The organism is Streptomyces hazeniae, assembly GCF_031845485.1.
Taxonomy (GTDB): domain Bacteria; phylum Actinomycetota; class Actinomycetes; order Streptomycetales; family Streptomycetaceae; genus Streptomyces; species Streptomyces hazeniae.
The window spans coordinates 151,149-169,401 of sequence record NZ_JAVREQ010000005.1 but is presented as its reverse complement, the minus strand read 5'-3'; the positions used below and the strand labels follow the sequence as shown (position 1 = coordinate 169,401).

Annotated in this window: 14 protein-coding genes and 1 pseudogene; 7 read left to right on the top strand and 8 right to left on the bottom strand. The window is 73.0% G+C overall.

Annotation, left to right across the window (positions count from 1 at the left end; translation table 11 throughout):
• Positions 1-156 precede the first annotated feature (156 nt).
• Positions 157-837: a phosphatase PAP2 family protein gene (locus tag RM572_RS08345; RefSeq protein ID WP_311672614.1), complete on the top strand. Its 681-nt coding sequence runs from the start codon at positions 157-159 to the stop codon at positions 835-837.
• On the opposite strand, the gene RM572_RS08340 is transcribed toward RM572_RS08345, so the two are convergent.
• The gene (locus RM572_RS08340; RefSeq protein ID WP_311672613.1) at positions 824-1,522 is read right to left on the bottom strand and encodes a DUF4190 domain-containing protein; all 699 of its coding nucleotides are present in this window, start codon (positions 1,520-1,522) and stop codon (positions 824-826) included. The genes RM572_RS08345 and RM572_RS08340 overlap by 14 nt on opposite strands.
• Positions 1,523-1,618: 96 nt before the next feature.
• Here RM572_RS08340 and RM572_RS08335 point away from each other — a divergent pair, with 96 nt between their 5' ends.
• Entirely contained in the window at positions 1,619-2,671 is a 1,053-nt protein-coding gene (locus RM572_RS08335) for an adenosine deaminase (protein ID WP_311672612.1), read from the top strand.
• 19 nt (positions 2,672-2,690) lie between these two features.
• On the opposite strand, the gene RM572_RS08330 is transcribed toward RM572_RS08335, so the two are convergent.
• The 3 genes from RM572_RS08330 to RM572_RS08320 form a co-directional block, all read right to left on the bottom strand.
• Positions 2,691-2,936: a zinc-ribbon domain-containing protein gene (locus tag RM572_RS08330; protein ID WP_311672611.1), complete on the bottom strand. Its 246-nt coding sequence runs from the start codon at positions 2,934-2,936 to the stop codon at positions 2,691-2,693.
• 92 nt (positions 2,937-3,028) lie between these two features.
• Positions 3,029-4,603: an APC family permease gene (locus tag RM572_RS08325; protein ID WP_311672610.1), complete on the bottom strand. Its 1,575-nt coding sequence runs from the start codon at positions 4,601-4,603 to the stop codon at positions 3,029-3,031.
• Between the two features lie 285 nt (positions 4,604-4,888).
• Positions 4,889-6,337 (bottom strand): gamma-aminobutyraldehyde dehydrogenase, encoded by a 1,449-nt coding sequence (locus RM572_RS08320; RefSeq protein WP_027763905.1) that lies wholly within the window; start codon positions 6,335-6,337, stop codon positions 4,889-4,891.
• Between the two features lie 180 nt (positions 6,338-6,517).
• On the opposite strand from RM572_RS08320, the gene RM572_RS08315 reads away from it, so the two are divergent.
• The 5 genes and pseudogenes from RM572_RS08315 to RM572_RS08295 all read left to right on the top strand — a co-directional run bounded on the left by RM572_RS08315 (position 6,518) and on the right by RM572_RS08295 (position 12,523).
• Positions 6,518-6,997, top strand: a complete 480-nt coding sequence (locus RM572_RS08315) for an Lrp/AsnC family transcriptional regulator (RefSeq protein WP_394813552.1) — start codon at positions 6,518-6,520, stop codon at positions 6,995-6,997.
• A complete protein-coding gene (locus RM572_RS08310; RefSeq protein WP_311672608.1) occupies positions 6,982-8,361 on the top strand; it encodes an aspartate aminotransferase family protein in 1,380 nt (459 codons plus the stop codon). The genes RM572_RS08315 and RM572_RS08310 overlap by 16 nt, the downstream gene beginning before the upstream one ends.
• Positions 8,362-8,619: 258 nt before the next feature.
• Positions 8,620-9,232: pseudogene (locus RM572_RS08305) on the top strand (ABC transporter ATP-binding protein); the annotation flags it as partial.
• Between the two features lie 349 nt (positions 9,233-9,581).
• Entirely contained in the window at positions 9,582-10,796 is a 1,215-nt protein-coding gene (locus tag RM572_RS08300; protein ID WP_311672607.1) for a hypothetical protein, read from the top strand.
• Positions 10,797-11,386: 590 nt separating this feature from the next.
• Complete coding sequence (locus RM572_RS08295) at positions 11,387-12,523, top strand: LOG family protein (protein ID WP_311672606.1); 1,137 nt, start codon at positions 11,387-11,389, stop codon at positions 12,521-12,523.
• 12 nt (positions 12,524-12,535) lie between these two features.
• On the opposite strand, the gene RM572_RS08290 is transcribed toward RM572_RS08295, so the two are convergent.
• The 4 genes from RM572_RS08290 to rlmN all read right to left on the bottom strand — a co-directional run bounded on the left by RM572_RS08290 (position 12,536) and on the right by rlmN (position 17,816).
• Positions 12,536-13,579, bottom strand: coding sequence for an ABC transporter ATP-binding protein (locus RM572_RS08290; RefSeq protein WP_311672605.1), 1,044 nt, complete (start codon positions 13,577-13,579; stop codon positions 12,536-12,538).
• Positions 13,579-15,195 carry an ABC transporter permease gene (locus RM572_RS08285; protein ID WP_311672687.1) on the bottom strand — a complete coding sequence of 539 codons (1,617 nt, stop codon included), beginning with the start codon at positions 15,193-15,195 and terminating at the stop codon, positions 13,579-13,581. Before RM572_RS08285 ends, RM572_RS08290 begins: the two co-directional genes overlap by 1 nt.
• Before the next feature lie 125 nt (positions 15,196-15,320).
• The gene (locus tag RM572_RS08280) at positions 15,321-16,406 is read right to left on the bottom strand and encodes a thiamine ABC transporter substrate-binding protein (RefSeq protein WP_311672604.1); all 1,086 of its coding nucleotides are present in this window, start codon (positions 16,404-16,406) and stop codon (positions 15,321-15,323) included.
• A 303-nt stretch (positions 16,407-16,709) separates the two neighbouring features.
• Complete coding sequence (gene rlmN, locus RM572_RS08275) at positions 16,710-17,816, bottom strand: 23S rRNA (adenine(2503)-C(2))-methyltransferase RlmN (protein ID WP_311672603.1); 1,107 nt, start codon at positions 17,814-17,816, stop codon at positions 16,710-16,712.
• Between the last annotated feature and the right edge of the window lie 437 nt (positions 17,817-18,253).

Sequence of the window (18,253 nt, the reverse complement as noted above, 5' to 3'; positions counted from 1 at the left end):
GTGCCGCTTTTTCCCCGAAGCCGGCTCGGTCGTGCCCTCGCGCACACTCCTCACAGATCGGACGCCCGCACGCCCCACACCCCCCGGGGCGGGCGGAGGTCCGGTCCTTGCGGCCGCCCCGGAACTCTCCCCCCTGTTCCGGGGCGGCCGACTGTCGTGTATGCGCTCGTCATCGGCGCTCTCCTCACGGTCTTCGCCGTGGTCAGCTGGCAGGTGGCGGTCGCCGGACCGCTGCTGGCCGCCGACCTCGCGGTGCGCGACTCGGCAGCCGGCTTGACCTCCGGGAACGGGACCCTGCGGACCCTCGCGGAGGCGGGCGCGGACCTGGGCGGGGGCGGCGCCGCGGGTGCCGTACTGGCCGTCGGCGCCTCAGCTGCCGCCTGGCGCGCACGGTCCTGGCGGCCGCTGCTGCTCGCCGCCCTCGCCGTCGTGGCGGTGCCCGCGGTGGTGCTGCCGCTCAAGGAGGCGTTCGGCCGTCTCGGCCCGGACGGGCTCCCGCTGTACGGCTACGCCGGTTACTACCCGTCCGGCCACACCCTGACGGCGGTCGTCGCGTACGGGACGACCGCGCTGCTGTGCGCGCGCCGCTTCCCGGTGGGCGGGCCGGTGGCGGCGACGCTGCTCAGCCTGTGCACGGGGCTGGGTCTGGTGCTGCGCGGCTACCACTGGGTCACCGACGTGGTGGCGAGCGTGGCGCTCGGCGGGATCGTGCTGTGCCTCCTGGCCGCCCTCCCCGGACGCACCCCCGGCGGTGCGGGGCCCGGCCCCGCACCGCCGGGCACGCACGCCGCGCCCGGCCCGGAGCAGGCCGGGCGCGGGACGGTCAGCGGCCGGTGAGGGAGACGACGGAGGCGGCGGGGACGCGGAGCGCGTCCTGGTAGTCGCCGCCGGACGTGCCGCCGGTGCCGCTCTCGGCGTTCTCGGACAGCACGATCCCCACGATCAGGGCGGCCGCGACCAGCACCGACAACACGGTGCCGACGATGCCCATGACGAAGCCGCTGGTGGCATGGCTGCGTCCGCCGCCCTCGCCGCGGTCGGCCTTGCGACGGGCGCTCACCCCCAGGCCGAGCGCGACGGGGGCGACGAAGATCCCGAGGAACGCCCCCCAGCAGGTGACGACGAGGATCAGGCCGACGATGCCCAGCACCATGGAGGCGGTGGCCGTGCCCTGCGGGAGGGGTGGGCCGCCCCAGCCGGGGCCGGGTCCGTAGCCGCCGTGACCGCCGTGGGGAGGGCCGTACGGAGGGCCGTAGGGGTGGCCGTGACCGTGGGGAGGGCCGTAACCGGGGTGGTGGTCCTGCGGGCCGTATCCCGCGGCGCCGTAGGCCGGGGCGGGCTGCGGCCCTCCGGGCGCGGTCGGCGGCGGTCCCACGGGCGAGCCCGGGGAGGTGGGGGCGTCCGCCCACGAGGCGCCGGACGCACCCTTGCTCAGCGGGTCTCCCGACGGGGCCGGCCAGGCCCCTCCCCCGTTGTCCGCAGGCCATCCGGAGTGCCCGGCCTGTCCGCTGTCTGTCCCCATGTCCCCTCCTTGCCACTCGTATCGTCATGCTATGCGTCCACGTGAAGTCTCCGGCACGCCTACCATGCACGCGACACCTATCCCGGAGGCTTTCCGTTGTCCGACCTCACCGCCTTCATCGCCGGGCTCCCCAAGGCCGAGCTGCACGTGCACCACGTGGGGTCCGCGTCGCCCCGCATCGTCGCCGAACTCGCGGCGCGGCACCCGGACTCGCCCGTGCCGAAGGACCCGGCCGCTCTCGCGGAGTACTTCACCTTCCGCGACTTCGCCCACTTCATCGAGCTGTACCTGTCCGTCGTCGACCTGATCCGGGACGCGGAGGACGTGCGGCTGCTGACGTACGAGGTCGCGCGGGAGATGGCGCGCCAGCAGGTCCGGTACGCGGAGCTCACGGTCACCCCGTACAGCTCCACGAACCGCGGGATCCCGGACAAGGCGTTCGTCGAGGCCATCGAGGACGCGCGGCGCGCGGCCGAGCGAGACCTCGGCGTGGTGCTGCGCTGGTGCTTCGACATCCCCGGAGAGGCGGGCCTGCCGGCCGCCGAGGAGACCGCCCGGATCGCCACGGACACGTCGCTGGGCGCCGACGGCCTGGTCTCCTTCGGCCTCGGCGGCCCGGAGGTCGGCGTGCCCCGGCCGCAGTTCAAGCCCTACTTCGACCGTGCCCTCGCGGCCGGTCTGCGCAGCGTGCCGCACGCGGGCGAGACGACCGGCCCGGAGACGGTGTGGGACGCGCTGACCTCGCTGCGCGCCGAACGCATCGGCCACGGCACCAGCAGCGTGCGGGATCCGGAACTGCTCGCGCACCTGGCCGAGCACCGCATTCCGCTGGAGGTCTGTCCGACGTCCAACATCGCCACCCGCGCCGTGGAGAACCTGGAGGAGCACCCGATCGCGGAGATGGTGCGGGCCGGCGTCCTGGTGACCGTGAACAGCGACGACCCGCCGATGTTCGGCACCGACCTGAACACCGAGTACGCCATCGCGGCGCGCCTGCTGGGGCTGGACGCGGGCGGCGTGGCCGACCTGGCGAAGAACGCCGTGCGGGCGTCGTTCCTCGACGATGCCGGGCAGCGGCGCCTCTGCGGCGAGATCGACGCCCACCTGGCGTCGTGGCGCAGCGGCGCGAACGGAGCGGAACGGGTCTGACCGGGACGGGGAGGGCGGCCTACGGGCGGACCGCGCCGTGCGTGAGCCGCTCCGCCTCGTCCCTCGACAGGTCGCGGTACGCCCCGCAGTAGGTGCACTGCATCCCGTACTTCGCGGGACCGACCGGGAACAGCGGGACGAAGAACAGCGAGAACCTGCGCACGCGCCGGCGCAGCGGGTGGGCGGCGGTGTTGCCGCAGACGTGGCAGAGCAGGCTGAGTACCGCCAGCTGGTAGGTCTTGGACGAGATTCCGAAGATGATCACAGCGGGTGGCGCCTCTCCAGACGGGTGGGGCGTCCCCGGTGACGTCGGCCCGGGGAAAAGTCCTGCCCCCGGGTTCCCGCCGCCCCGCAGACTCACTCCTCCACACGCAGCGCGGGGGTGTCCCGGGTGAGTATCCGCCCCGCGAAGAAGGCAGGGCTGCGGGGCCGCATGACCAGCATGAGCACCGCCCCGAGCAGCAGGGTGCCGACGCCGATGACGAAGACGCTGCCGACCCCGGCCACGGAACTGCCCGACCCGTAGGCCGGGTCCCACATGTCGACCAGCGTCTTGGCGAACACCCCCGTGAGCAGCAGCGCGCCGAGCAGGGGGAGAAGCCCCTTGGTGAGCGCGTCGCGCACGGAGCGGGTGAGTTCGTTGCGGAAGTACCAGACGCAGGCGTAGGCGGTCAGGGCGTAGTAGAAGCAGATCATCAGGCCGAGCGCGTAGATGGTGTCGACCAGGACGTTCTCGCTGATCAGCGTCATGACGGTGTAGAACGCGCTGGTGGCGACGCCCGCGACGACGGTGGCGCGGCCCGGCGTGCGGAAGCGGGGGCTGACGTGGGCCAGGGAGGCGGGCAGCGCCTGGTAGACGCCCATGGCCAGCATGGTGCGGGCGGCCGGCAGGAAGGTGGTCTGCAGGCTGGCGGCGGCGCTGGCGAGCACGGCGAGGAACAGCAGCACGCCGAGCGGGCCCATCACCGGCTCCGCGAGGGCGGCGAAGACGTTGCCCGAGGTGTCGGGGTTGCCGAGCCCGAAGCCCTCCGTGCCGGTGCCGGCGAAGAGCAGGGCGGCCACCGCGGTCAGCACGTACGAGGCCACCAGCACGACCATGGCGATGAGCGCCGCCCGGCCGGGGGTCCGGTCGCTCCCCTCGGTCTCCTCGTTGACGGTCAGACAGGCGTCCCACCCCCAGTAGATGAAGATCGACAGGGACAGCCCGGCCGTGAAGGCGCCGAAGGAGGAGACGGAGAACGGGTCCATCCAGGCCCAGGAGAAGTCCGGCGCGTCCACGCCGGGCGCGTCGCCCGCCTTGCCCAGCGCCATGGCGACGAAGCCGACCAGCACCACCATCTGGAGGCCGACCAGGGCGTACTGGAACCACTTGGTCGCCGTCATGCCGCGGTAGCTGATCACGGTGGCCACGGCCACGAACGCCAGCACGGTGAGCACGTGGACCTCCGTGCGGGCGCCGAAGTCCACCACCGCCCGGCTGCCCAGCACCTCGCCGACGAGCAGGTAGAGGAACTCGGCGGCGACACCGGCGAGGTTGGACAGCACGATGACGGTGGCCACCACCAGTCCCCAGCCGCACATCCACCCGGTGCGCGGGCCGAGGGCCTTGACCGTCCAGGTGAACGAGGTGCCGCAGTCCGGCACGACCCGGTTGAGCTCCCGGTAGGCGAACGCGACCAGCAGCATGGGGAGGAAGCCCGCGAGGAACACCACGGGCATCTGGAGGCCGACCTCACCGACCGTCGGTCCGAGTGTGCTGGTGAGGCAGTAGACGGGGGCGACGGTGGAGAGGCCGATGACGGCGCTGCCGAAGAGACCGACCGAGTTGCGCCGCAGACCCTTGGACCGTACGTCGTCGGGCCCCGGGGCGGGGGGCGGGGCACCCGTGCGGCCGGCGCCCGGGGTGGTGGAGTCGTCGAGAAGTGAGGCCATGCGCGGGAGGCTAGAGCGTGCGTTTTCCGTATCGCGGATCTCTGCAGCACACACGGATGGCCTTCACTTGCCAGGCAGAGGACCTGTCGGACCTGCGCATCGTCGGCCATGCGCGCAGTGGGCCTTTCACGGCCCGCTTCGACTCCGGTTTTCCGGCGGGTGCGGAAACCGTAGCGTGTCCGTTTTGCCCGGCGGGAAAAATTTCCGCCGAGGACGCCGGAACCCCCCGGACGCCTCGGGCGTCCGGGGGGTTCCGCTCGTGTCGTCGCGGGTCCGCGACGGACCTCAGAGGGCCGTCATGACGTGCTTGACACGGGTGTAGTCGTCGAAGCCGTAGGCGGACAGGTCCTTGCCGTAGCCGGACTTCTTGAAGCCGCCGTGCGGCATCTCGGCGACCAGCGGGATGTGGGTGTTGATCCACACGCAGCCGAAGTCGAGGGCCTTCGACATCCGCATGGCGCGTCCGTGGTCCTTGGTCCACACCGAGGACGCCAGGGCGTACTCCACGTCGTTGGACCACTTCACCGCCTGCTCCTCGTCGGAGAAGGACTGCACGGTGATGACCGGGCCGAACACCTCGTTCTGGATGATCTCGTCCTCCTGCCGGAGGCCGGAGACCACCGTCGGGGCGTAGAAGTAGCCGTTCTCGCCGACGCGTTCACCGCCCGACTCGACCTTGGCGTGAGCGGGCAGGCGGTCGATGAAGCCGGTGACCTTCTCCAGGTGGGTGGCGTTGTTGAGCGGGCCGTAGAAGCAGTCCTCGTCGCTCAGGTCGCCGGTCTTCACCTCGGAGGCGGCCTTGGCGAGGGCGGCGACGAACTCGTCGTGCACGTTCTCGTGGACGAGGACGCGCGTCGCGGCGGTGCAGTCCTGGCCGGCGTTGAAGAAGCCGCCGTCCCGGATGCCCTCGACGGCCGCGGGGATGTCGGCGTCGTCGAAGACGACGACCGGCGCCTTGCCTCCCAGTTCCAGGTGGACCCGCTTGAGGTCCTTGGCGGCGCTGCCGGCGACCTCCATGCCGGCCCGGACGGAGCCGGTGATCGAGGCCATGGCGGGCACGGAGTGCTCGACCATGAGGCGGCCGGTGTCCCGGTCGCCGCACACGACGTTGAAGATGCCGCGCGGCAGGTCCAGCTCGGCCAGCACCCCGCCGATGACCTCGGCCATGAAGACCGTGGACGCGGGAGTGGTGTCCGAGGGCTTGAGGACGACCGTGTTGCCCGCGGCGAGCGCCGGGGCGAACTTCCACACGGCCATCATCATCGGGTAGTTCCAGGGGGCCACCTGGGCGCAGACGCCGACCGGCTCCCGGCGTACGAAGGAGGTCAGGCCCTCCATGTACTCACCGGCCGCCTTGCCCTCCAGCATGCGGGCGGCACCGGCGAAGAAGCGGATCTGGTCGAGCATCATCGGCAGTTCCTCCTGCCGGGTCAGCTCCAGCGGCTTGCCCGTGTTCTCGCACTCGGCGGCCAGCAGTTCGTCCTGCCGCGCCTCGAGGGCGTCGGCGATCTTGAGGATCGCCCGCTGGCGGGTCCCGGGGGTCGCGTCCCGCCAGGCCGGGAACGCGGCCTCGGCGGCGGCCATGGCGGCGTCGACGTCCGCGGCGGCCGAGAGCGGCGCCGTCGCGTACGCCGCACCCTTGGCCGGGTCGATCACCTCGGTGGTGCGCCCGTCCGCGGCGTCCCGGAACTCTCCGTCGATGTAGTTGCGCAGGCGACGCAGCTCGGCGTTCACTTCGCACCCCTCCAGTTCAGCTTGTCCATTGGGTGAGACATCCAGCCTAACCACGGGAATGACGCTTTCGATATACCCGCCACTCCGCGACTGCGGATTCAGTGGCTTCGGAAGCCCTGGGCAACGAAATTCAGCGCTCACGGCTTGCCATACCGACGAGACCTCGTGCAGAGTCGAATCGTGGCTCGAAACTCGAAGAACGCGAACGGCTCACCGACGGTCGACTCCGTCTCCAAAGCGATCATCGAGCAGCTCCAGGAGGACGGCAGGCGGCCGTACGGCGCGATCGGACGGGCGGTCGGCCTGTCCGAGGCGGCCGTGCGGCAGCGTGTCCAGAAGCTGCTCGACCAGGGCGTCATGCAGGTCGTGGCGGTCACCGACCCGCTCACCGTCGGCTTCATGCGGCAGGCGATGGTCGGCATCACCGTCGACGGCGACGTCGAGCAGGTGGCCGACGCGCTCGCCGAGGTGAAGGAGGTCGAATACGTGGTCGTGACCGCGGGCTCGTTCGACCTGCTGGTGGAGATCGTCTGCGAGGACGACGCGCACCTGCTCGAGATGATCAGCAAGCGGATCCGGGCGCTGCCCGGCGTCCGCTCCACCGAGAGCTTCGTCTACCTCAAGCTGCGCAAGCAGACCTACGCGTGGGGAACCCGATAACCGTGAGCAAGACCCAGTCCCAGACGGCCTACGACCACCTGTGGATGCACTTCACCCGGATGTCGTCGTACGAGCACGCACCCGTGCCGACGATCGTCCGCGGCGAAGGCACCTCGATCTTCGACGAGAGGGGGAAGCGCTACATCGACGGGCTGGCCGGGCTGTTCGTCGTCCAGGCCGGGCACGGCCGCACCGAGCTCGCCGAGGCGGCCGCCGACCAGGCGCAGGAGCTGGGCTTCTTCCCCATCTGGAGCTACGCGCACCCGCGCGCCGTCGAACTCGCCGAACGCCTCGCCCACCACGCCCCCGGCGACCTGAACAAGGTCTTCTTCACCACCGGCGGCGGCGAGGCGGTGGAGACCGCATGGAAGCTGGCGAAACAATATCACAAGCTGACCGGCAACCACACCAAGTACAAGGTGATCTCCCGCGCCGTCGCCTACCACGGGACCCCGCAGGGCGCCCTGTCACTGACCGGGCTGCCCGCGCTCAAGGCGCCCTTCGAGCCTCTGGTGCCGGGCGCGCACAAGGTGGCCAACACCAACCTCTACCGGGCGCCGGAACACGGCGACGACCCCAAGGCGTTCGGCCGCTGGGCGGCCGACCAGATCGAGCAGCAGATCCTCTTCGAGGGCCCGGAGACCGTCGCCGCGGTGTTCCTGGAGCCGGTCCAGAACGCGGGCGGCTGCTTCCCGCCGCCCCCCGGCTACTTCCAGCGGGTGCGGGAGATCTGCGACCGCCACGACGTGCTGCTCGTCTCCGACGAGGTCATCTGCGCGTTCGGCCGGCTCGGCACGATGTTCGGCTGCGACAAGTTCGGCTACGTGCCGGACATCATCACCTGCGCCAAGGGCCTCAGCTCCGGCTACTCCCCCATCGGCGCGACGCTCGTATCCGACCGTGTCGCCGAGCCCTTCTACCACGGCGACAACACCTTCCTGCACGGCTACACCTTCGGCGGCCACCCCGTCTCCTCCGCCGTCGCGCTCGCCAACCTCGACCTCTTCACCCGCGAGGGCCTGCTCCAGCACGTTCTCGACCACGAGGACGCCTTCCGCGCCACCCTGGAACGGCTGCTGGACCTGCCGATCGTCGGCGACGTGCGCGGCAACGGCTTCTTCTACGGCATCGAGCTGGTCAAGGACAAGAACACCAAGGAGACGTTCTCCGCGGATGAGTGCGAGCGCGTGCTGTACGGGTTCCTGTCCAAGGCGCTCTTCGAGGCCGGCCTGTACTGCCGCGCCGACGACCGCGGCGACCCGGTCGTCCAGCTCGCGCCACCGCTGATCGCCGACCAGACGACGTTCGACGAGATCGAACAGATTCTGCGCGGCGTGCTGAGCGAGGCATGGACGAAGCTCTGAGCCCCGGCCGGCGTCCGTTCCGCGGGGCGCGGGGGCGGCCACGGCGGGCGGGGGGGCCCGCCCCCCGCGACCGGAACGGGCCGGGCCGACCCGGGCCGTAAATGAGTCCATATGGACGGTCCTCGGCGCGTGCCGCGCCGAGCCTCCCCTCTCCCCGCCCGTCGCAGTCCCTACGGTGCGAGTGACCGAAGAGCCTGACGGTCGTTCAACCCCTCAGGGGTGTTCCCTGCGGAGCAGAGGCGAGTGGAGGTGCCATCCATGACGGCCCCGCCGGACGACGACGTGCTGTGGGCACGCGGACTGACGTACGCATATGACGGCTCCCCGGCTCTCCAGGACGTCACCCTGGGGATCCGCACCGGTGAGATCGTCGCCGTGACCGGCCCGCGCGGCAGCGGCAAGTCGACCCTCCTGAGCTGCCTCTCCGGGCGGTTGCTGCCGGACGCCGGCGAGGTGTGGTTCCAGGACGTACCCGTTCACACGCTGGGCCTGCACTCGCGGGAACGCCTGCGCCGCGAACGGTTCGGCTGGATCGGCAGCGAACCGCAGCTCGTCCCGGAGCTGAACGCCTGGGAGAACGCGGCCCTGCCGCTGCTGCTGGCAGGCGTCGGCAGTCGTGCCGCCCGCCAGGCGGCGCACGAGTGGCTGGAGCGGCTCGACATCGGCGACTGCGCCCGCAAGCGGCCGGCCGCGCTGCTCCAGGCGCAGCGGCAGCGGGTGGCCATCGCCCGGTCGCTGGTCCACTCCCCCACGGTCCTCTTCGCCGACGAACCGACGGCGCCGCTGCACCAGGCCGACCGGGTCCAGGCGCTGCGCACCCTCACCACGGCGGCCCGCACCCACGGCATCACGGTGGTGCTGAGCAGCCACGGGCCCGTCCCGGCGGCGGACACCCCCTCCCCGGTGCCGGCACCCGTGCCCGTGCCCGTGCCGGCGGTCGCGGGGGACGCGGGCACAGCCGGGGACGGGGACGGCGTACCGGCCGGGCCCGTCGGCACGGCCGACGCCTCCGCCTCCGCCTCCGGCGAGGAGGCCTCCCCGGCCGGTCCGGGCGACGCGCGGACGGCTCCCGCGACCGGCGTTCCGGCGACCGCGGGCTCCGCCGTCACGGCCGCACGGAACGACCTCACCGGCAGCCGGATCGTCGACCGCGTCATCGTCCTGCTGGACGGCCGCTGTGTGCGGGGCGCGGCGCCCCGGGAGACGGAGGGAAGCACCGCGTGCTCGCTCTCCGTCTAGTCCGCGGCGCCCCGCCGCTCGCCCTGCTCCGGCGCCTTCTGCTGGCGGCCGCGGCGGCAGGCGTCACCTTCCTCATGCTCGGTGCCGTCGGCCACGCCGCGGGCCATCCGGAAGCCGCCGGGGACGGCGCCACCCGGATGCTGTGGTGCCTGGTTCCGCTGGCCGCCGCCCTGCAGCTCGCCGTCGCCGTCGCACGGACCGAGACCAGCCGACGTGCGCTGACCGGACTGGACGCGGCGGGCGTGGGTCCGTCCCGGATGCCCCTGCTGGCGGCCGCGTCGACGACCGCCTCCTGCCTCCTCGGCAGCGTGGTCGCACTGCTCCTCTTCCTGCTGCTGCGCGGACATCTGGGCGGTCTGCCGTTCGCCGGAGCGGCGTCCGACGTCCTCGGCGCCGGGCCGGCGCTGCCGCTCGGCGCCGTCCTGCTGCTCTTCCTCCTGGTGCCGCTGACCGCCGCGGCGACCTGCCTCGTCGCGCTGCGGCCCCGCCCGCTGCCGCCCGGCCGCCGCGAGGGGGACCGGAGCGAACCGGCCACCCTGGCCGACGCCCCGCCGACCGCGCTGCCCCCCGGCCTGCCGTGGGGCGTCGCCCTGACCGCGACCGGGCTCGCGCTGGAGACCTTCGCCGGCCGGGGATCCGGCGCCCCCGCCGCGGGGGCACTGCTCCCGATGCCGGGGACGCTCGCCGGCAGCCCGCCCGGCGCGCTCGTCGGCTGGGTGCTCACCGCGATCGGACTGGTGCTTGCCGGACCCGGCCTGACGCACCTGTGCGGCCGGCTCATCACGCTCGGCCGCCCCGGCGCGCTGCGCCTGCTGTCCGGGCGGATTCTCCAGGACGACGCCGAACGCGTCGGGCGTCCGCTCGGCGTGCTGTGCGCGGTCGCCTCCGGAGCCCTCGCGGCCGGAGAGCTGTACGGTCCGGCGCGCGGCGGCGAAGCGGCTTCGGGGGCGGTGTTCGGGCCACTCACCCTGCTGGGCGGAGTGCTGGTGCTGGGCTGCGCGACGGTGAGCGCGCTCGCGGCCGCGGCGGAGTCGCGCGCCCTGCGGGCCCCGGCCACGGCCTCGCTGCTGCAACTCGGGGCGCCACGGTCGCTGTTGCGGAACGCGGCCGCGCTGCGCGCGGTGGTGGTCGTCGCCGTGCTCGGTCCGATCGCCTGGGCCGTGGGCCGCCTGGTGGCCCTGCCGCTGACCACCTGACCACACCACCCGGTCTCCTACCCGACTCCGCGCGGGCGCTCCGGCTCCGGGGCGCCCGCGCCGTCGTGTGCGCCGGGCACGGCCGTGGCCGGGCGTTCCCGGAAAAGTCAGGGGAGCACGTGCGTTCCGAGGGGCGTGACCGCGAGCACGGCGGCGCGGGCGGCGCGGCGGGAAGACCGAGCGCGTGCGGGCAGGTCGCCGCCTCACACCCCGGCGCGTCCGGGACCCTCTCGGCGCACGACACCGCTGGCCGCCCGAGGCCGTCGAGCGAGTGGGGGCGAAGCGAACGGTGCCCTCACCGCTTCGCCGTGCCCGGCGTGCACGAGGACCGCGCCGACGACGGCGCACCGGGGCGGCCGTACCGCTCCCCGTGTCGGACAGTCCGCAGGCGCCGGCAGCGGCGGCGCGGTGGGGCGGTGGGGCGGCACCGGGAGAGCCGGGCGGCCGGCACCACCGGCGGGCCCGGACACGCGCGACCTTCCCTGCCTCGGAAGCCGCTCACGGCGAACCGCCACGGCGGCCCGCGCACGCCGCCCGCACGGTCAGGCACACCTGTCGGCTTCCGCGCCGGAGGCGCCTACGCTTGCCGGATGCCGCCTCACGACGCCGACCGCCGCGAACCCGTCCCCCACCGCACCGATCGCGAGATCGAGACCCTCGAGGCCTTCGACCGGGTCGTCGAGGGTGAGGGCTCGCTCCGGGGCTGGCGTGTCCAGTCCCTCGACCTGACGGGCCGTACGGACGCCCTCGCCGCCGCCGACACGTCGGGCGCGGTGTTCCTCGGCTGCAGGATGCCCCCGGAGGCGGCCCAACGCGCCCAGGAGGGCGGCGCGCTGGTGTTCCCGCCGATTCCTGATCTGCCGTTCAACCCCTACCGGGGGTCCCTCTACACGCCGGAGGAACTGTTCGACGGCCTCGGTGGCGGCTACGCGCACACCCCCGACGGCCGGACGTACGACTGGTTCCGCCGGACCCGCGCCGACGGCGACGTGTTCGCCTCGATGCTGCGTGCGGTGCACGACGACGCGGTGTCCGACGCCCTCGACGAACTCCTCGCCGGTCACCGGGTGGTGGGCGTGATGGGCGGGCACGCGCTGCGGCGCGGCTCGGACGCGTACGCGGGCGCCGCCCGGCTCGGCCGGGGGCTGGCCCGTGCGGGCATGACCGTGGCCACCGGCGGCGGGCCGGGCGCGATGGAGGCGGCCAACCTCGGCGCGTACGCGGCGCCCTTCGAGGACCCGATGCTGGACAAGGCCCTCCAGGTCCTCGCGGCCGTACCCTCGTTCGAGCCTTCGGTCGCGGACTGGGTCCGCGCCGCCTTCGACGTGTGCGAGAGCCACCCGGACGGCGGCCCGTCGGTCGGCATCCCCACCTGGTTCTACGGCCACGAGCCGCCCAACGTCTTCGCTCGGCACATCGGCAAGTACTTCGTGAACGCGGTGCGCGAGGACGGTCTGCTGGCACGGGCGCGGGCGGGCGTGGTGTTCCTGCCGGGCGCGGCCGGCACCGTCCAGGAGGTGTTCGACAACGCGACGCCGAACTACTACCAGTCCCGCGGCGAGCCCACACCCATGGTGCTGGTGGACCGCGCGCACTGGACCGAACGGCTGCCGGTGTGGCCCCTGCTGACGTCGCTCGCCAAGGAGCGGGCGATGGAGGCGCGGATCGCGCTGGTCGACTCCGTCGAGGAGGTCCCGGCGACCCTGGCCCGGCTCCGGCAACCCTGACGGGCAACGCCGTCAGCCGGCGGCACCACCCTCGTGCAGCACCACGACGCCGTCCGGATCGAAGGAGACGCCGACCCGTCCGCCCTCCTCGGGGGCGTGCGGCAGGGGGCAGGTCGCCTCCAGCGGCGGCGCGTCCGCCGGCTGCAGCAGCAGCGAGACGACGGACGCCGGCCCGCCACGGAAGGTACGGCCGGTGACCGTGCAGGGCAGCCCGTCGCCCGGCGCGGTGAGACGGACGCCGGTCGGGCGGACCAGCACCTTCCGTTCCCCCTGCGGGGAGGCGGCCGGCACTCGCACCGTGCCCCACGGGGTGTCGGCGGTCGCGTCGCGCACGGTCGCCGGCACGACGTTCTCGAAGCCGAGGAAGCGGGCGACGAACTCCGACGCGGGGCTCCGCCACACCTCCAGCGGCGTACCCGCCTGGGCGACACGTCCACCGTCCATCACCACGATGCGGTCGGCGAGCGCGAACGCCTCCCCCTGGTCGTGCGTCACGGCCAGCACCGTGGTGCCCAACCGGCGGAAGAGGGCGCGGAGTTCCACGACGAGGCGTTCACGCAGCGCACGGTCCAGCTGCCCCAGCGGCTCGTCCAGCATCAGCAGCCGCGGGCTGGGCGCGAGCGCGCGGGCGAGCGCCACGCGCTGCTGCTCCCCGCCCGACAGCGACGGCACCTCGCGGCGCTGGGCTCCCGGCAGGCCGACCAGGTCGAGGAGTTCGGCGACCGCCGCGGCCTGCTCGGCACGGCCCGCACCGCGCATCCGCAGGCCGAATCCGACGTTGCCGGCGACGTCGCGCTGCGGGAAGAGCTGGTGGTCCTGGAACATCAGCCCGAGCTCACGTTTGTGCGCCGGAACGCCGTGCTGGTCGCGTCCGGAGAGCAGCACGCGACCGGCGTCGGCGTGCTGGAGCCCGGCCACGACCCGCAGCAGCGTGGACTTGCCGCTGCCGCTGGGGCCGAGGACGCACACGATCTCGTGGTCGGCGACCTCCAGGTCGACCGCGTCCAGGGCCGTATGGCCGTCGAAGCGTACGGTCACGCCGTCCAGTCGCAGCATCAGAACTCTCCCGAGCGGTCGTCGGACGTCCGCACCCGTTCCAGGGCCAGCAGGGTCGCGGCGCACAGCACCATCAGCACGGTGCTCATCGCCATGGCCTGCCCGTAGCTCAGCTCCCCCGCCCGTCCGAGGAAGCGGGCGACGGCCACCGGCAGGGTGGGGTTGTCGGCACGGGCGATGAACACCGTCGCGCCGAACTCGCCCAGCGAGACGGCGAACGCGAAGCCGGCCGCCACCAGCAGCGCCCGCCGTACCAGCGGAAGGTCCACCTCGCGCCAGGCGCGCCACGGCGAGGCGCCCAGCACCGCGGCGGCCTCCCGCAACCGCACGTCCACCGCGCGCAGCACCGGCAGCAGGGTGCGCACCACGAACGGCACGCCGACCAGCGCCTGCGCGAGCGGCACGATGATCCACGACGCGCGCAGGTCCAGCGGCGGTTCGTCCAGCGCGATGAGGAAGCCGAAGCCGACGGTGACGGCGGACGTGCCCAGCGGCAGCATCAGCAGCGCGTCGAAGCCGCGCACGAGCCTCCCGGCGCGCCGGGTGAGCGCCGCCGCCGCGAGACCGCCGACGACCAGGGCCACCCCGGTGGCGACCGCCGCGTACGCCAGGGAGTTGCCGATCGCCTCGACGGGGGCGACCAGGAAGGTGCTGTCGCTGCCGTGCTCGGTCAGGGCCCGGTAGAAGGCCAATCCGTAGCCGTCGCTCGTGCGCAGCGAGCGGAGCGCGAGCACGACCAGGGGGGCGACCAGCAGCACGGCGATCAGGGCGAGATGCGACCACAGCAGCGCCCACTGGCCGGTACCGCGCGGGCGGCGCGCGGTGTGCCGGGCGTCGACGAGCGCCAGCGCCGACTCCCGCCGCCGCACCGTCCAGGCGTGCACGGCCAGCAGCGCGGCCACCGCGGCGAACTGGAGCAGGGTGAGCACGGCGGCAGCCGGCAGATCGAGCAGTGCGGCGGTCTGCCGGTAGATCTCCACTTCGAGCGTCGCGTACCGGGGGCCGCCGAGCACCTGGATCACGCCGAAGGAGGTGAAGGTGAAGAGGAAGACCATCAGTGCGGCGGCGGCGACGGCCGGTGTCAGCGCGGGGAGCGTGACGCGGCGCCAGGCCCCGAACCGGGTCGCGCCCAGCATCCGCGCGGCCTCCTCCTGCCGCGGGTCCAGCTGCGCCCAGAGCCCGCCCACGGTCCGCACCACGACGGCGTAGTTGAAGAAGACGTGCGCGAGCAGGATCGCCCACACGCCGGTGTCCAGCCGCACCCCCCACAGCTGGTCGAGGGTGCCGCCGCGCCCGGCCAGGGCGAGGAACGCCGAGCCGACGACGACCGTGGGGAGCACGAAAGGCACGGTGACGACCGCCCGCAGCACCTGCTTGCCGGGGAAGTCGAAGCGGGCGAACACGTACGCGCCGGGCAGGGCGACGACGAGTGTGAGCGCGGTGGAGGCCGCGGCCTGCCACAGCGTGAAACGCAGCACCTGGAGCACCGCGGGGTCGGTGAGGACCTCGGCGGCGCGGGCGAACTGCCACCGGCCGCCGTCGTGCAGGCCGCGGAGCGTGATCGCGACGACCGGGTAGGCGAAGAAGAGCGCGAAGAACGCGGCCGGCAGGGCCATCAGGGCCAGCCGCCGGGCGGCGTCGCGTGCGCCGCCCGGCTGCCGTCCGGGGGTGGGCACCGGCGCCGTCCGCGGCGCGGGGACGTGCGTCCGCGCCCTCCGGAGCGCCGGCCGCGCCTCGGTGTCTACCGCACGACGAGCGAGGTCCACGCCTTCACCCACTGCTCCCGGTTGTCCGCGATGCGCTCCGGCGCCATCGTGGCCGGGCTCTCGACGTCCGCGCCGTACTCCGTGAACACCTCGGGGAGTGCGGCGTCCTCGCGCACCGGGGAGACGAACATCTGGAGCGGCAGGTCCTCCTGGAACGCCGTGCCGATCAGGAAGTCCAGCAGTGCCTTGCCGCCCTTCGGGTTGTCCGCGCCCTCCAGCAGGCCGGCGAACTCGACCTGCCGGAAGCAGGTGCCCTCGGCGACGCCGGTCGGCGCCTGCTCGGGCATCGGCTTCTTCCCGAGCATCTCGGCGGGCGGGCTGGACGCGTACGACACGACCAGCGGACGGTCGCCCTTGCCCTCGCCGCCGGCCGAGCCGCTGAACCGGTCGTAGTACGCCTGCTCCCAGCCGTCGACGACCTCGACGCCGTTGGCCTCCAGCTTCTTCCAGTAGTCCTTCCACCCGCCGTCGCCGTACTCGGCGACGGTGGCGAGCAGGAAGCCCAGGCCGGGCGAGGAGGTCGCGGCGTTCTCGGTGACGAGCAGGTCCTTGTACGCGGGCTTCGTCAGGTCGCCGAGCGTGCGGGGCGGCCGGAGGTCGTTCTTCTCGAAGTACGCGCGGTCGAAGTTGACGCAGATCTCGCCGGTGTCCACCGGGGTCACGTCCGTGCCTCCGCCGGCCGGCCGGTACTCCTGCGGGACCTTCTCCAGGCCGCGGGCCTCGTAGGGAGTGAAGATCTCGTTCTCCAGTGCGCGGGAGAGCAGGGTGTTGTCCACGCCGAAGAGGACGTCGCCCTGCGGGTTGCCCTTGTTCAGCACCGCCTGGTTGACCGTGGAACCGGCGTCGCCGGCGCGCAGGATCTCCAATTCGTAGCCGGTCTCGTCGGTGAACCGCTTCAGCACCTTCTCGGAGGCGGCGAAGGAGTCGTGCGTGACCAGGGTGACCTTCTTCGCGTCCCCGCCGCCCGCGGAGGAGTCGCCGGACCCGCCGGAGCCGCCGCACCCGGCGAGCAGCGAGACGCCCAGCGTGACGGCGAGGAGGGTGGTGGCGGTGTGCTTCATCGTGCAGCCTTCTTCCCGGGTCCTCGACGGACCTCCAGGTGGGCGCACGCGGGCAGCACGAGAGGTGTGAACCGATCTTCCTACCCAGCATGACCTGGGCGAGGTTCGAGGGTCTGCGGCCGGACGGTGCCGCACTCTCAGCGCTGCGCGCGCTCCCCTGTCGGATGGAAATACGGTTGTACGGTACCAGCCGGGCTCTCACGGCGAGCAGGCCCGGCCTCCGTCAGGGCACGGGCGGCACCCGGCCTCGGTACGCCGCCGCCGCTCCGCAGCTGCTCTGCCGCCGCGTTCCGCCGCTGCCGGTCAGCGCTCCGTGGCCGCCAGCTGGCCGCAGGCCCCGTCGATCTCCTGACCCCGGGTGTCCCGCACGGTCACCGGTACGCGGTGCGCCTCCAGGGCCCGTACGAACTCCCGCTCGTCCTCCGGCCGCGACGCGGTCCACTTGGACCCCGGCGTCGGGTTGAGGGGGATCAGGTTGACGTGCACCGGCCGTCCCTTGAGCAGCCGGCCCAGCAGATCGGCCCGCCACGCCTGGTCGTTGATGTCCCGGATCAGCGCGTACTCGATGGAGACCCGGCGCCCGGACTTCTCCGCGAACTCCCACGCCGCGTCCAGCACCTCGCGCACCTTCCACCGGGTGTTCACCGGCACCAGGGTGTCGCGCAGCTCGTCGTCCGGCGCGTGCAGCGAGACCGCCAGGCGGCACTTGAGCCCTTCGTCGGCGAACCGCAGCATCGCGGGCACCAGACCCACCGTCGACACCGTGATCCCCCGCTGCGACAACCCGACGCCGTCCGGCTCCGGATCGGTCAGGCGGCGGATGGCGCCGACCACCCGCTTGTAGTTGGCGAGCGGCTCGCCCATACCCATGAACACGATGTTCGACAGCCGCGCCGGGCCCCCGGGCACCTCCCCGTCGCGCAGCGCACGCATGCCGTCGACGATCTGGTGCACGATCTCCGCCGTCGACAGGTTGCGGTCCAGGCCCGCCTGCCCCGTCGCGCAGAACGGGCAGTTCATCCCGCATCCGGCCTGCGAACTGATGCACATCGTGACCCGGTCCGGGTACCGCATCAGCACCGACTCGACCAGCGTGCCGTCGTGCAGCCGCCACAGCGTCTTGCGCGTCGTGTCCTCGTCACAGCTGATGTGCCGCACCACGCTCATCAGCTCCGGCAGCAGCTCGCCCGCCAGCCGCTCCCGCGACTGCTGCGGGATGTCCGTCCACTGCGCGGGGTCGTGCGCGTAGCGGGCGAAGTAGTGCTGCGACAGCTGCTTCGCGCGGAACGGCTTCTCCCCCAGCGCGGCCACGGCCTCCTTCCGCTCCTTCGGCGAAAGGTCGGCCAGATGCCGCGGCGGCTTCGCAGCCCCGCGCGGCGCCACGAACGTGAGCTCTCCAGGTGCAGGCATAACCGCTCCAGTGTCGCAGATCGTTGACGGGGTCCCTGGCCGACGGGGTGCGACGGCGGTCACTCCTAGGCGTCGACCGTCAGTGTCGGCCAACGTGGGACGGCCCACAGCGCCCGCCGAATCACGGGCGCGGCTTCACGTGTCCGATGGCGATGAGCCCTAGTCCGATGAGTACGACAGTCCGGGAGGTGAAACCGCTCGCCGCTACGAGCAGAGCGCCGGCTCCCCATACCCTCGGCCGCCGCACATATCGTTGGAAAAGCCGACCGGGCATACGCCCCAGAAGCAGGCCGTGAACGCCCAGCACCACACCCGCGAACGCCAACGCCAACAGTACGACGAGCGCGAGCAGCATCGTGGCCCCGAACATCTCCCCCATTGCCCGCTCCTCTAGGCCTCGGCGTTCCGGCGGCCGATTGTCAGTCTTGCACGGAGCA